Below are 14967 nucleotides of genomic sequence, written 5' to 3' on the forward strand. Positions count from 1 at the left end.
AATCGACAGCACACCATGAGAATTGCAATTGCCGGATTTCAGCATGAAACCAATACCTTCGTCGCCACGCCAACAACCCTAGGCGATTTCATACAAGCCGACAGCTGGCCTGCGATGCTGACCGGTCACGAGGTGTTGGAAACGACGCGGGGCATGAACCTTCCTGCGGCGGGGTTTGCGTCGGCCGCCGCAGAGCATGAGCTGGCTCCCATTCTGTGGTGCGCCGCCGAACCCAATGGCAAGGTGACCGACGACGCCTTCGAAACGATCTCCGGGCGGATTGTCAGAGGTCTGGAGAACCAGACCTCATTGGATGCGGTTTATCTGGATCTGCACGGTGCGATGGTCACGGAATCCTTTGATGATGGCGAAGGCGAGTTGTTAACCCGCGTGAGGGATGTGATCGGGCCCGATATTCCTCTTGTCGCCAGCCTTGACATGCATGCCAACGTTACGAGGGAGATGGTCGAACAATCAGACGCGCTGACCATTTTTCGGACCTATCCGCATCTGGATATGGCGGAAACGGGTATGCGCGCCTATCACATGCTCGACGCCATTCGTCGTTTCGGGCGCCCCGAAAAAGCGTGGCGGCAAGGCGGGTACCTGATCCCGCTTCACGCGCAGTCTACAAACTCAGGCCCGGCGCGAACCCTGTATGCCGGCCTGGAAAAATTCGACGGGCCGGAAACGCGGTTGGTTGAACTGGCGCTGGGTTTTACCGCAGCCGACATTGCCGACACCGGGCCATCAATTGTTGCCTATGGACCTGATCAGGCCAGTGCAGACGCCGCTGCTGACACTGTCGCGAATTGGCTGGCTGCAGCCGAAGCGGAATTCGACTTTCCTTTGCTTACGCCGCCCGAGGCGGTAAGGCGCGCCCAGCAAGCCCATAGCGGCAGGCCGGTTGTGATTGCTGACGTCCAGGACAATCCCGGGGCGGGCGGATCTTCTGACACAACGGGTCTGTTGCAAGAGTTGTTACGGCAGGATGTTCCGCCCACTTTTTTGGGGCTGATGCATGATCCTGACTTGGCGACCACGGCTCATGAAGCGGGATTGGGCGCAGTATTCGACGCCTCCATCGGCGGGCGCGGCCCAAACGAAACCCCGTTGCACGCCAAAGTCAGAATACAACATCTAAGCGATGGTCAAATTACCTATACAGGTGAGATGTACGGCGGTGGCGTCGCTACGCTGGGTCCGTCCGCCGCATTGCAGATCGTTGGCACGAATGTGCAGGTCGTGGTCACCAGCATCCGGAATCAGTGCCTGGACCTGGCCCAGTTTCGGCAATTTGGCCTGGATCCGGAAAGCGCCAGGATACTGTGTGTCAAAAGCACGACTCATTTCCGCGCGGATTTTGAACCGATTGCGCAAGAGATTCTGCTGTGCGCAGCCCCTGGGCAATTCCCCTGCCATCTAGAGAACATACCCTATTCAAAGCTTAGGCCGAACGTGCGGACGGCTTTGCCCGAAAGCCCCGTCGCCATGGCCTTGAAATACCGCTGAGACGAACGATCGCCAGTCTCAACTCAGATTGGAAAGTGCTTTGAGAAAGGCTGCGCTGTCTTCGTCAGACGGGAAGAAGAGTTCAATCTTCAGGTCGTCAAGCGTCACGTCCGTGGCCGTGCTGAACTGAGCGATCGTTCCAAACATCGAAACACGATGATCGCCAAAGCGATAGATTGCGGGAACGGTCGGTCCCACGGCCAAATCAATGCACGGCTTGGCATGCGGTGCGAGCGCGCGGACCGCTGTCTCCAACTCTGGTATCCCGCCAGCGTTGGCACTTTCCGCACGCAGTCTGAGCATCAAATGATGAGCCACCTCGGGCCAATTCTCGACAAGTTCTTCCATGCGCGGACTCGTCAGAAGTGACAGCAGGCTTTGCCCGGGTTCCAGTCCGAGCGGTGCAAAGAGCGCTTGGGCAGGTCGGTTGAGCCTGACGAGCCTCCAAACCCGGTCCAGTACCATGCCGGGATAGGGCTCATGCTGTTTGAGGGTCCATTCAACTGCGCTTTGGATTGGCGCCATTGCGGCGTCATCGAGGGGCGTCCTGGCAAATCGAGCGGCAAAGCCTTCTGCGCGCATCATCTGATTTCTGGTGTCGACGGGAACCCCCAACACTTCGGACAGGTGCAGTATCATGTCCGGGCTCGGTCTGGATCGACCCGTTTCCAAAAAGGAAATGTGTCGCGCACTTACATCGGCCTCGATCGCCAGATCAAGCTGGCTCATCCTGCGGCGTTTCCGCCATTCTTTCAATAAACCGGGATAAGGCGTCATAAGGTCAGCATAGCGACCGCACGGACAGAAATCACTTACCTCTGACGTAATTGCTTTGCGTCGGACATTGGCTGCATGAAGGGCTTGCAATGATGGAGGATACCATGACCCGACAACAATCCGCGATGCGCCTGTCCGGTGGCATTCTGTTCGCCATTGGAATTCTGTTTGCACTTACCGTGCTGCCGGTAATGCGCTTTCCTGCGCATCTTTTTCTGAGTGTTGCGCACTGGCCGTTCCATGCGGTCCCATCTGACCTGCCTGTTCCGTCGCCCTTGCTGCTTGTGATCATTGGCGGCTTGACTGCCGGATTGGGGGCGATGCAATGGGCGTTGGGAACCTACGTCGCGCCACTTTCCGCAACCGCGGCGGCAAAAGTCGCGAAACTCGCCACCTGGGTCTGGTTTTGTACCGACAGCGCGGGATCCTTAGCTGCAGGCGCGCCAGTCAATGTTTTGTTGAACTTGACGTTTCTGGTGTTGGTCCTTTTGACCAGCCGTCCTCAGCCAGCTGGTAAACTTGCGGAAACGTGAGGTCAGAGTGCAAACTACAGCATTAGATTTGGGCGTGCTGCTTCCAAGCATTGTTGGCCATGTATTCACTGGGTAGGTGCCGCACCCGTAGCTGAGCCCTGCATGGATTTCACGTCGAATAGGCGGTTCTTCCAAAGTGCTAAATCGCAGGGATCAACGTGTCCGCGCGAACTATTTGACTTTTTTGTTGCCGAAACCGGTTTCGGAACGGACAAATTAGAGAATGATAGCGAATCCCAAATTGCAGCAGAGCGAAACAAGGCGCTTGAACCCGTCCTCATCAGGGCGGGTAAAACTGGATGAACTGGCTGGTCACCTCGGCCTGTCGAAGAGCACGGTTTCACGCGCATTGAACGGATATTCGGATATCTCTGAAGCCACGAGAAAGCGGGTGGAGGTAACCGCGCGCAAAATGGGTTACCGCCCTCTCAGCCATGCGCAGGCCATCCGAACCGGGAAAGTGCGCGCCATTGCAATGGTCATCAACAGTGAAGAGCCGGACCGGCACAATCCGTTCCTTCAGGATTTCCTTGCCGGCGCCTGCGAGGCCGCAAGCGCTTTTGATTGGACGATGACGATCTCAACCTCAAAATCCGAGAGCGACATGCTCAACGTTTTGGGTCGTCTTGTCGAAGAGCGCAAAGCTGATGGCTTCATCTTGCCCCGAACAGAAGTTGATGACGCGCGTGTCAAGTACCTGAGGGATCTGCAAGTTCCGTTCATTCTCTACGGTCGAACCGAATATGGGCAAGCGGATCCCATGGATGGCATGTCCTGGTTCGATATTTCCGGTGAAACCGCAATTCGAAATGCGGTCGGTCGATTGGCAGGTTTCGGCCATAGACGCATCGGTTATGTCGGCAGCGATCCAAAGTTCAACTACAGCCACCTGCGTCGCGATGGGTATCTCGAAGGTCTCAAAGCTGCTGGTTTGCCTGACGATCCTGACTTGATCCGCGAAGGGGCGCGGACGCGCGAGGAAGGCGCGGTTGAGGCAAGTGCGTTGTTGCATCTAGAGCAACCGCCCACCGCGATCGTATTTGCAACCGATCTGGCGGCTTTGGGTTGCTACAAAGTTTGCGCTGATCTTGGCCTTGAGATCGGAAAGGACCTGTCGGTTCTTGGCTATGATGGCATCCCCGAATGCCAATACGTCAATCCCGGGCTGACGACGTTCAGCGTGGACTCGCAGCGCGCGGGCGAGCGCCTTGCCACACTGCTCATACGGCAAACGCGTGGTGAAGAACCCGAAAGCCTGCGCGAGCTTAGCGAAGCCGTTCTTATCGAACGAGAATCCGATGGACCACCAAGGCTGACTCCGATGGAGTTGGCGCAAAAAATCCAACTTTTTACTGATCATAACCGGGGAGGAGACCGACTATGAGACTCACACCTAAAGCATCGCGCCTGATGCTGGGGTCATCACTGGCGCTTATCGTGACAGCACTGTCTGTTCAGGCCGATACCATCCGTTTCTGGACAACCGAGGAACAGCCTGAGCGACTTGCAAAACAACAGGAAATGGCCGACCAGTTCAAAGCCGAAACCGGTACAACGGTCGAGGTTATCCCGGTCACCGAAACGGATTTGGGCACCCGCGCCACAGCTGCATTTGCTGCCGGTGATCTGCCGGATGTTGTTTACCATCCGTTGCAATACGCCCTGCCTTGGGCCGAAGCAGGTATTCTCGATACTGAAGCAGCGACGGAAGTGATTGAAGAACTCGGGTCCGACACGTTTGCACCTGGGGCGCTGGGTATGGCCGCCTTTAACGGAGAAACGGCCTCGGTTCCGGTCGATGGTTGGACGCAGATGGTCGTCTATCGCAAGGACCTGTTCGACGACGCTGGCCTGGACGCCCCGAATTCTTTTGCGAATGTTCTGGCTGCGTTGGAGAAGCTGCACAACCCGCCTGAGATGTATGGGTTTGTGGCCGCCACAAAGGTCGACGAGAACTTTATGAGCCAGGTTCTGGAGCACGTGTTCCTTGCCAATGGCGTGACCCCCGTTGGTGCGGATGGTTTCAAGCCGCTGGATGAAGCCAAGACCATCGAAGTGCTGGATTTTTACAAAGCGATCTCGAAAGCTTCCCCTCCGGGCGAACTGTACTGGAAGCAGTCGCGTGAGCTTTACTTCGATGGCAAAGCCGCGATGATCATCTGGTCGCCTTTCATTCTGGACGAACTGGCCGGTCTGCGTGACAGCGCGCCGCCCACCATCAATGATGATCCGACATCGCGTGACCTGGCCTCGAAAACCGGAATTGTCACCAACTTCTCGGGCCCGTCCAACCCCGACGGCGCTGCCTGGGGCGACGTGCGTTATTTCGGGATCACCAATGATGCTGACACTGACGCGGCAATGGAGTTTGTCAAATTTGCCATGGACGATGGGTACACCCAGACTTTGGCCATCGCGCCGGAAGGTAAGTTCCCGGTTCGCCGTGGTAACGCTGATAACCCGGCCGCCTTTTCCGAGGCGTGGGCTGAACTGCCCGTCGGCGTTGATCGCAAAGCCCCGTTGGGCGAGCTTTATGACCAGACGATGATCGACGAAATCGTTGGTGGTCTGGACGTGGCTCAACGGTGGGGCGTTGCCGAAGGCCAGCTTGCTTTGGCGTCGAAAATGATCAACAGCCAGGCCATCAACCGCGTGGTGCGTCAGTATATCGACGATGAAATCGATGCCGCCGCAGCGGTTGCGGCGATGAACGAGGAACTCGCTAAGGTTCAGTAACCTGGCGACATTTGCAGCGGCCTTTGCGCCGCTGCACCCAACCCTTCGAGGTATCCCATGACTTCGGCCACCCCCCCGACCGGAACCGGGGCTCTTGCCAAGCGCGAAGCGCGACTGGCCTGGGCGCTGCTGGCTCCGACCGTGATCAGCGTGTCTCTTGTTGTGATCCTGCCGCTGCTGGCGATCATCTGGATCAGCTTCAAGCCCTTTACTCTTTCGGATCTGCGCCCGCCTGCGCCGGTTGTTCGCGAAAGCCTGCGCGGGTCAGGCGATGATCTGCGCATCGAATACCGCCTGCGCAACTCCAGTCAGGAGATTGCCGTTGAGGGCGTCACCCTCACCGATGTCTTGCCCGAGGGTGTCACCTCGGTGGGTGAGATCGCCTCTCCTTGTGTCCTGGACGGGCAAGACCTGTTCTGTGACTTCGGTACCTTGGACGGCGGACAACGCGAGCGCATTCGCATCGCCGTCACGCTCGATGGTGATCCTGATGCATTTGAAGATCTGGTCGAAGGTTCGGAACCCGAGGTTACCGGAAGCGGCCCCAACGTACTTACAAATTTCGAGTTCAGCCTCGAGAACTTTGCCCGTGTGTTTGACGGGTCAGAGTTCTGGGGCGTGCTTTGGGTCACGTTGTTCTACACCGTATTTGGAACCATCGGTGCGCTTGTCATGGGGTTGTTCGCAGCCCTGCTGTTGAACAAAAGTTTCCGCGGGCAGGGCTTCATTCGGGGTCTCTATCTATTCCCCTATGTTGCCCCTGTGATCGCCGTTGCCTTTACATGGGTCACTCTGTTCGACCCGTTCTCGGGCTCGGCCAATGCGCTGTTGGTCCAGATGGGGCTGACCAACGACCCGATCAACTTTTTCGGTGAACGACCGCTGGCACTGATCATGGTGACCGTGTTCGAGATCTGGCGCTATTTCCCGCTGTCCTTCCTGTTCATCCTGGCCCGAATGCAGTCCATCGACTCCAGTATGTATGAGGCGGCAGACATGGACGGGGCCTCTCCATTCCAGAAGTTCTGGCTGCTCAGTATCCCGCAATTGCTAGGCATTCTATCGGTGCTGTTCCTGCTGCGCTTCATTTGGACGTTCAACAAGTTCGACGACATCTTTCTGTTGACCGGAGGCAATGCCGGCACCCGAACCTTGACCGTGAACGTCTATGAACAGGCCTTTGCGATCTCGAATATCGGCGCAGGTGCGGCCGTGGCCGTGGTCATCCTGATGTGCCTGATCACTTTCAGCTTTGTCTTCTTCCGCTTCATCAGCCGCGAGGAGGGTCTGTAATGCGCAATGGTTACATAACAGGGCCCGTATTGGGCGCTTTGTGGCTGGTCGTGATCGCCACGACAGTTGCAATCACCATGTCGTTTTCCACAGGGGCCGCATTCCGTCCTCAGGTTCTGTTGAGCCTGATCTGGGGGGCTGTCGCAGGTCTGGTCTACGTTCGCTTTCCAGCGCAGCGCGCACCCGCTCGTCTGGGTATCTCGGCCCTGTTGGGCCTGTCCTGCCTGACCGGGTTTGGACCGGTTTTAATCGGGTCGGACACGTCGTTGCAGGCGGTGTTGATCACCGTGCTTGGCATCGCGATTGTGATGCACCTGTCTTTGGCCGCAATCCTGAAAGAAACCCCGTTCGGAGAACTCACCCGCCACGAATTCGAGGACGCGGTGATCCGTTTCTGCACCGGCTTCGGCTATATCTTCTTCACCGCGATCGTGATCATACCCTTCTACGTCATGGTGATGACCAGCCTGAAATCCCAACAGGCGTTGCTGCAGAATCCCCTGGATTTCTCGGTCGACCTGTCCCAGGGCATGGCACTGTTCCGCAGCTACACGGAATTGTTCAGGGACTTCAATTTCGGGACCTATCTTTGGACGTCACTCTATGTCTCGGTGCTGACCGTTTTCATCACACTGCTGTTCAGCGTCCCCGGCGCCTATGCGGTGGCGCGGTTCCGGTTCCAAGGACAAAAAGCATTCTCGCGCTCGATCCTGTTGATCTACATGGTGCCGATGATCGTTCTGGCGCTGCCGATCTATATCGCCTTCTCGCTGACTGGGTTGCGTAACTCGATCCTGGGCATCGTGATGATCTATCCGGTCACAACGATCCCGGTCGCGCTTTATATGCTGCAAGGCTATTTCCGTGGCCTGCCGACCGAGGTGGAAGAAGCCGGCCTGATGGATGGCCTGTCGCGGCTGGCGGTGATCTGGAAGATCACCCTGCCACTCAGCCTGCCTGCGCTGGCTTCGGTGTCGCTCTATGTCTTCATGATTGCCTGGAACGAGTTCCTGCTCGCTTTCATGCTTCTGGATGACCCGTCGAAATTTACGCTTACCCGAGGTGTCACGATGCTGAACTCCTCGGAAATTCCCCGACAGCACCTGATGGCCGGTGCGGTAATTGCCACTGTGCCGATCATGGCGCTGTTCCTGGGGCTTGAACGTTTCATGACCAAGGGCCTGACTGCGGGGTCCGTCAAAGGATGACCGAGATGAACCAACATACAAACCCTGACCGCGAGGCGCGCAATATCCTGATCGCCAATGATCGCGGCGGCTATACGATCCCAACTGAAGGGCTTTATCCATACCAGTGGAACTGGGACAGCGCGATCGCCGCGCTGGGCTTTGCCGAGTTCGACATCGAGCGCGCCTGGGCAGAAATCGAAACGCTGTTCACCGGCCAATGGGAGGACGGCATGGTGCCGCATATCCTGTTCCACCAACAGGATGACGGCTATTTCCCCGGACCAGATGTCTGGGGATGCAACGGCCCGATCCCATCCTCTGGCATCATTCAGCCTCCTGTCGCCGCAACGATGGCGCGCCGCATTTGGGAAAAAGATCCCGCAGCTGGTGACGCCCACCTGCGCGAGCTGTTCCCCAAACTGCTTGCATGGCATCGGTGGATCATGAAATGGCGGCTCGACGATTATGGCGCGGTCTGCACCACCCACCCATGGGAGGCCGGCCGGGACAACGCGCCGGATTGGGACAACTCGATGGCGCGCATGGATGCGTCAGGTGTCGGCGAATATCAGCGACGCGATACAAGCCACGTGAACAGCGACGACCGTCCCACCAAGTTCGACTATGACCGGTATATCAAGCTGGTGCAGATTGGCCGTCAGTCGCACTGGGATCAGACGACACTATTGTCCCAAAACCCGTTTCGGGTTGCCGATCCAACGATGACATTTATCACTCTGCGCGCTGCGCGGGATTTGCTGGCCTTAAGTGACCAACTTGGGCTGGCCGCTGATGGACTGAACGCAGACATCGCCCGACTGGAAGCAGGTGCTCGTTCGCTTTGGAATGAGGACTTGGCGAGCTTTGACTCACGCGACGCGCACACCCAAGAATGGGCCGGAAGCATCTCGAATGCCTCATATCTGTGTTGGTACGCGGGTATCGAGTCCGCTGAGATGCTTGAACGTTTGACGTCGATATTGTCGGCTGTTTCTTACCCCATTCCCAGTTACGACCCGTCGCTGCCGAAATTTGATGCCCGAAGGTATTGGCGCGGGCCGACCTGGGCCTTCATGAACATGATGATCGGGTTTGGGCTGGCAGAGATGGGGCATCCCGAACAAGCGGAAGAGCTGCGCCAAAAAACCGCTGATCTGATCGCTTCCTATGGGTTCGCCGAATATTTCGACCCAATTTCAGGCAGCCCCGCAGGCGGCAATGCATTCACCTGGACAGCCGCGGTCTGGCTGCACTGGGCAGGGAGGAACTAATGGGTAGCATCGAACTGAAATCGGTCGAAAAATGGTTTGGCACGGCCCAGGTCATCAAGGGCATCGACCTCAAAATCGAAGAAGGCGAATTCGTTGTCTTCGTTGGGCCATCGGGCTGTGGGAAATCGACCCTGTTGCGCATGATTGGTGGGCTTGAGGACATCTCGCGCGGGTCGCTGCTGATCAATGACGACGATGTGACGGACCATCCGCCATCGAAACGTGGGCTTACGATGGTATTCCAGTCATATGCGCTGTATCCGCACCTGACGGTCGCCGAGAATATGGGGTTTTCGCTGAAGGTGGCTGGCGTACCAAAAGCAGAGATTATTGAACAGGTCAGCCGTGCAGCCGACGTTCTGAAGCTGGGACCATTTCTGGAGCGCCGGCCAAAGGACCTGTCCGGTGGTCAGCGCCAGCGTGTTGCCATTGGCCGTTCTATTGTGCGCGACCCCACTGCCTTTCTGTTCGACGAGCCATTGTCGAACCTTGATGCAGCTCTTCGGGTCGAGATGCGTTACGAAATCGCCAGGCTCCATCAGAACCTCAAGCGCACCATGATCTATGTGACGCATGATCAGGTCGAAGCCATGACGCTCGCTGATCGAATCGTGGTTCTCGAGTTCGGGAAAATCGCGCAAGTCGGCACACCCCGCGAACTCTATGAACGCCCGGCAAATCTGTTCGTGGCCCAGTTCATCGGCAGCCCCAAGATGAACATATTGCCGTGCACGACGCAGGGTGAAAACTACACTCTGGAACACGGCAGAGGTGGTAGCTTTGGCGGGTCTGGTACAGCCGTCAACCTTGGTGTCAGACCCGAACATATTGAAGTGGTCGCTGCTGGCGAAGGCCAAAGCGACGGGCTTGTCGAGGTGATTGAATACCTCGGGGCCGACACTTTCCTGATCGTCGATTGCGGCGCGGAAGAAAAGGTAACGGTCCGCCTGAGCGGAGATACCGACTTAAAGCCGGGGGCTCAGATCGGTCTACACTTCCCGACGGACAAGCTGCACTTCTTTGACGAAAACGGGCAGGCACTTCGCTAGAATTTGCCCAAGCGCTCTGTGGCCGTGGTTTGCTGAGCGTTCAACATCCATTACCCGCCTCATCGACAATCATTGAGGCGGGCAGGGCGCGCGCTGCAGCTGCTCGAGGATTGTTCCCGAACGCGGTGATAAGCCTCAGCTTTCGAATTTTTACGGCGTGATTGTTAGTTCTTTTGCGATCTCTTGCGCGGCTAACGCTTGTCCCATCTCATTCCAGTGATCGTCTCCCCCACCAAGATATAGGCTGGACGGGTCACCCGTTTGGAAAACTTCGAACAAGTTCGTGTACGGAATATTGTGCCCATCAAGAATGGTCGCGGCAGTTTCTGTGAGACGTTTAGGGTCGTATTCTGGGAATTTTGTTCGATCCATAAACCCAGATTCGTGATCTCCATCCAACAGGTCCATCGGGTGCGGGATAACCATTGCGTGGTAGGGGATAGAGCGACTGTCAAGTTGTTCGGAAATTTTCGACACGATCTGATCCATCAACTCGACTTTGTACCTTGCCGAAGGTTCGTTGGGAGAGACCGCAATGTCGACCGAGTAGGGGTCGACTGCAAATGTTCCGACCGTGTTGTCATTCTCGACAACGTATTCATTGTACTCGCGCAGATGCTGCTCGAGGGCGCCGTCGATCCATCCTGCGCGGTCAAACTCGTATACATCTTCGCCTCGTCCACTCAACGCCTTCAGCGTTTCGCGAAAAACGCGGACCAGCACCAATTCGTTCTCGGAAAGTTCGATCTGCCTCTGTTGGTACGCGCCCATCTCGTACTCGTTCTCAATCAGTTCACCGGATGGTCCGAGCCGGTACAACCTATTTCGAAGCAGGTCGCCAAAGTCGTTCCCGGCGAATATGGAAAACAAAACGAAGTCTGGTTTCAGGGTGTCCAGATCCGTTTCCATACGCCTGAGAATTTGATCAGGGCCATAGCCTGCGACGCCCCCATTTATGACCTCGACCTCTTTTCCAAAACGCGCCGACAACTCTTCCTGCAGTTTTGCAGCGAATGTGTCTTCCTGATTTGTAAACTCGGCTTGAATAAAAGAGTCACCATAAACGATGACTCTGAACCTTTCGCCAGCAGGCAGAAGCTCCGGTCCTCGGTAGCCGTCCGAATTTATGTGGTAGACGATGGTTTCCCCGCCATTGGCCGGTATGTGCGTGAATTCCCGCGTTGCACCAGGTCTGAGAGAGAAGAGCGCTCGCTCATCAAAATCAAAAGCGCTGTAGTAGCGTGCCCTGAGCGTCGCACTTAATACCAGTTCGGCAATAACCAGCGATACCAGGAGTGACACGAATAGCGCCAGTGCCGAGGACGCAATGGGTTTTGGAAGTAGACTGGCGACAATCGCGACCACTCCCAAAGCTGCTACCAGGATTTGTGTTTTTCCAAGCCCGACCTCGCCGCCGATCATTGTATCGTCCGCCAATGCCCATGCTACCAAGCCGACGCCAATACATATCAAGACGGTACGAACGATCCAAAAACGCGATCGGGTTCCAGGCGCAGAGTCCAGCATCAATCTTCCCCTTCAACACGCATCAGCTACTGGTTTCCGACATCAGGTTTCAGTCGAGCTCATACTTGTTTTTATAGTCCTCCGCCAAAGACGGATCCTGATCTTCCTTGCGAAGTATCGTGTTTCCAACAACCAGCACATCGAGGTCCGTACCCATAAAACAACGGAACGCATCTTCGGGGGTGCAGACAATCGGTTCTCCGCGCACATTGAACGAGGTGTTCACCAGGACCGGGCAGCCAGTTAATGCTTTAAACTTCGAAATAAGCTTGTGATACCGTGGGTTGGTATCAGTGTGCACGGTCTGTATCCGAGCTGAATAGTCGACATGCGTTATCGCCGGTATCTCCGAACGTTTGACATTCAGCTTTTCGATGCCGAACAGCGATTGTTCGTCGTCGGTCATGTCGCGGCGATGCTCTGGACGAACAGTGTCGACCATCAGCATATATGGGCTGTCATAGTCGAACTCGAACCAATCAGCGACATCCTCGCGCAAAACCGATGGCGCAAATGGGCGAAAACTCTCTCGAAATTTTACCTTTAGATTCAATGTCTTTTGCATGATATCCGACCGGGGATCGGCAATGATGGACCGGGCGCCAAGCGCACGGGGCCCAAATTCCATCCGACCGTTGAACCAACCAACTGCTTTGCCATCCGCGAGTGCCTGCGCGGTTTGTTCAATAGTGGCTTCCTCATCTTGTGTTTCATACACAGCGCCAACTGCAGTGAGTTGGCGTTCAACTTCGTCCCGTTCGAATTTCGGGCCAAGATAAGCGCCTTGCATCGCGTCGCGTTGATCCTTGTCGCGTATGCGCTGTTGGCCGAGCTCTTTGTGCCAGGCCGCGTAAGCAGCCCCGAGCGAACCACCAGCATCCCCCGCAGCGGGTTGGATCCAGACATCCTGAAACGCACCGTCTCTCAAGATTTTGCCATTGGCCACGCAATTCAAAGCGACACCACCGGCGAGACACAAATTGGGTATCTGGTATTCGTCGGCCAGACTTCGGGTGAGGCGCAGCACGATCTCTTCGGTTACAGCCTGGACCGAGGCCGCTATATCCATGTGAAACTGGTCTAATTGATCGGACTCGGGCTTGCGCACCGGTCGACCAAACAGGTCGTTGAATCGGGCGTTGGTCATTGTTAGCCCGGTTGCATAGTTGAAATACTGCTGATCCAGGCGGTAGGACCCGTCCTCTTTGAGATCCACGATTTTTTCCAGGATCAAATCTTTGAATCGCGGCTCGCCATACGGCGCGAGCCCCATCACCTTGTACTCTCCGCTGTTGACTTTGAAGCCCGTGTAATAGGTGAAGGCCGAGTAGAGCAGACCAAGTGAATGGGGGAAGTGAATTTCCTTGACGATCTCAAGCTCGCTGCCTTTACCAATCGCGACAGTCGTTGTCGCCCATTCACCGACGCCATCAAGCGTCAGGACAACTGCCTCGTCGAATGGGGATGGAAAGTAAGCGCTGGCAGCGTGGCTGTAGTGGTGTTCGGCGAAAAGAAACTTGTCGTTTGCCTTAAAGCCCGGAGACAAACGTTTGAGCTCTTTCGCCATCAGGTCCTTTTGAAACAGCTTCTCCCTGATCCAAACAGGTATTGCCATCTGAAAGGACATAAAGCCCCTGGGCGCGTTCGCGACGTAAGTCTCGAGCAAACGTTCGAATTTCAGGAACGGTTTGTCGTAGAACGCAAAATGGTCAACTTGCTCCAGATCTAGACCGCCTTCCTGAAGGCAATAGCCGATCGCATTCTCAGGAAATCGCGCGTCATGCTTCTTGCGCGTAAAACGCTCTTCCTGAGCTGCTGCGACTATTTCGCCGTCGACCAGCAATGCTGCTGCGCTGTCGTGATAATACGCCGACAGGCCGAGGATCGCTGTCATCTCAGAATACCGTGTAGATGAACGGGGCGACTGCCGAGCCTTGCGTTAGGACGATAAGGCCTCCAAGCAAAACCATCATTACGAGAATTGGCAGAAGCCAGAATTTTTTTCGGAACTTTAGGAACTGCCAAAGTTCAGATACAAATGACATGGTAACCTCTTAAACTTGGTAGATAAACTTCGATTAGAATTGTCGGCGCATTGATGATTGGCTGGCACTTTCCGGGTCAATTTCAATCCAATATGTGACAGCATCTGGGTCAAGTTTCTGGCGCAGTAAGTCTCGGTTTCGAATCCGCATGATCAGGCCGACCGGGGTTACTGTCAGAAAGAACAAAATCCCCATCACAATTGGAGAGACAATCTTGCTCAGCAACATGCCAAACTTGAACCAGAGTTTGTTCAAAGGACGTAAGGCACTTGGCTGCACAACAGTAATCAGGGCCAATACCCCAGTCACGCCGCAGGCCCACCATCGAATACCGTTGCCGTGAAGCAAGGGGTAAAGCGCTACAACAAGGAATACGACAACGAAAACTATTCCAAAGGAACGTTCGCTGCCCATACGTATCTCGGTATTTCCACGAAACTCGGACATATATGACCTCTAGACAACACTACAACTCTTCAAATTACGGCAACACACTCTCGAGGCTTATGATTAGTTTATTGCATACTAATGTGTAGTTTACGAACACAGCCGCTCGCTTTGCAACTGAATTGAGGAAACAGATTGTTTTCTGGATATTTATTTCAAAGGCGACGGGTACATCGTTGTTTAATTTGAAGAAAAGCAAGAAGCGCTGCGAGCGCGCTTAAGGAGAATTCTAGCCGCTATTCCAGATTATTTGGAATCCAACATCAAATCCGGCTTCCGAGCCACGTGATTCCGGTTTCATCGATGTATGCAATTTTCCCGGCAAACAATTTGGATACGGCTTGTGAGACCTCGATCGTGACGAAGCTATCCATCCTCAATTCAGCTGGCGTATTCCGTAAGCGTTGCATCCGACCCCCTAGATAGCACCTCATCAGCCAACACCTAGAAGTCTATGATGCCTCCAAAAGGATACAGGCATCATGAATTCTCAAACTCTAGGTCGTGTTGACAAAAGGGATTCACATCAGGCTTTGAGCATGATTCAAGCTGACATCTGCGATGGAGACCAGCTTGGCACGAGATTT

Annotated in this window: 13 protein-coding genes; 8 read left to right on the forward strand and 5 right to left on the reverse strand. The window is 55.4% G+C overall.

Annotated features, from left to right (window positions below):
- The first annotated feature begins 15 nt into the window (after positions 1–15).
- The gene (locus tag ACR0JA_RS17550) at positions 16–1512 is read left to right on the forward strand and encodes a M81 family metallopeptidase (RefSeq protein WP_480577797.1); all 1497 of its coding nucleotides are present in this window, start codon (positions 16–18) and stop codon (positions 1510–1512) included.
- Between the two features lie 18 nt (positions 1513–1530).
- Here ACR0JA_RS17550 and ACR0JA_RS17555 read toward each other — a convergent pair whose 3' ends face one another.
- A complete protein-coding gene (locus ACR0JA_RS17555) occupies positions 1531–2289 on the reverse strand; it encodes a helix-turn-helix domain-containing protein (protein WP_480577800.1) in 759 nt (252 codons plus the stop codon).
- Positions 2290–2393: 104 nt separating this feature from the next.
- Here ACR0JA_RS17555 and ACR0JA_RS17560 point away from each other — a divergent pair, with 104 nt between their 5' ends.
- The 7 genes from ACR0JA_RS17560 to ACR0JA_RS17590 all read left to right on the forward strand — a co-directional run bounded on the left by ACR0JA_RS17560 (position 2394) and on the right by ACR0JA_RS17590 (position 10361).
- Positions 2394–2822, forward strand: coding sequence for a hypothetical protein (locus ACR0JA_RS17560; protein ID WP_480577803.1), 429 nt, complete (start codon positions 2394–2396; stop codon positions 2820–2822).
- 223 nt (positions 2823–3045) lie between these two features.
- On the forward strand, positions 3046–4206 hold the full coding sequence (locus ACR0JA_RS17565; RefSeq protein ID WP_480577806.1) for a LacI family DNA-binding transcriptional regulator: 1161 nt from the start codon (positions 3046–3048) through the stop codon (positions 4204–4206).
- Positions 4203–5558, forward strand: coding sequence for an ABC transporter substrate-binding protein (locus ACR0JA_RS17570; protein WP_480577809.1), 1356 nt, complete (start codon positions 4203–4205; stop codon positions 5556–5558). Before ACR0JA_RS17565 ends, ACR0JA_RS17570 begins: the two co-directional genes overlap by 4 nt.
- A 57-nt stretch (positions 5559–5615) precedes the next feature.
- Positions 5616–6851 (forward strand): carbohydrate ABC transporter permease, encoded by a 1236-nt coding sequence (locus ACR0JA_RS17575; RefSeq protein WP_480577812.1) that lies wholly within the window; start codon positions 5616–5618, stop codon positions 6849–6851.
- Positions 6851–8059 (forward strand): carbohydrate ABC transporter permease, encoded by a 1209-nt coding sequence (locus ACR0JA_RS17580; protein WP_480577815.1) that lies wholly within the window; start codon positions 6851–6853, stop codon positions 8057–8059. Before ACR0JA_RS17575 ends, ACR0JA_RS17580 begins: the two co-directional genes overlap by 1 nt.
- 5 nt (positions 8060–8064) lie before the next feature.
- Positions 8065–9312, forward strand: a complete 1248-nt coding sequence (locus ACR0JA_RS17585) for an MGH1-like glycoside hydrolase domain-containing protein (protein ID WP_480577818.1) — start codon at positions 8065–8067, stop codon at positions 9310–9312.
- Positions 9312–10361, forward strand: coding sequence for an ABC transporter ATP-binding protein (locus ACR0JA_RS17590; RefSeq protein ID WP_480577820.1), 1050 nt, complete (start codon positions 9312–9314; stop codon positions 10359–10361). The genes ACR0JA_RS17585 and ACR0JA_RS17590 overlap by 1 nt, the downstream gene beginning before the upstream one ends.
- A 150-nt stretch (positions 10362–10511) precedes the next feature.
- Here ACR0JA_RS17590 and ACR0JA_RS17595 read toward each other — a convergent pair whose 3' ends face one another.
- The 4 genes from ACR0JA_RS17595 to ACR0JA_RS17610 are packed head-to-tail and all read right to left on the reverse strand — an operon-like array spanning position 10512 to position 14380.
- Entirely contained in the window at positions 10512–11888 is a 1377-nt protein-coding gene (locus tag ACR0JA_RS17595; protein WP_480577823.1) for an SGNH/GDSL hydrolase family protein, read from the reverse strand.
- Positions 11889–11937: 49 nt separating this feature from the next.
- The gene (locus ACR0JA_RS17600; protein ID WP_480577826.1) at positions 11938–13782 is read right to left on the reverse strand and encodes a carbamoyltransferase family protein; all 1845 of its coding nucleotides are present in this window, start codon (positions 13780–13782) and stop codon (positions 11938–11940) included.
- 1 nt (position 13783) lies between these two features.
- Complete coding sequence (locus tag ACR0JA_RS17605) at positions 13784–13933, reverse strand: DUF5989 family protein (protein ID WP_480577829.1); 150 nt, start codon at positions 13931–13933, stop codon at positions 13784–13786.
- Positions 13934–13966: 33 nt separating this feature from the next.
- Positions 13967–14380: an SxtJ family membrane protein gene (locus ACR0JA_RS17610; RefSeq protein WP_480577831.1), complete on the reverse strand. Its 414-nt coding sequence runs from the start codon at positions 14378–14380 to the stop codon at positions 13967–13969.
- Between the last annotated feature and the right edge of the window lie 587 nt (positions 14381–14967).

It is taken from the genome of Ruegeria sp. AM4 (assembly GCF_056540665.1).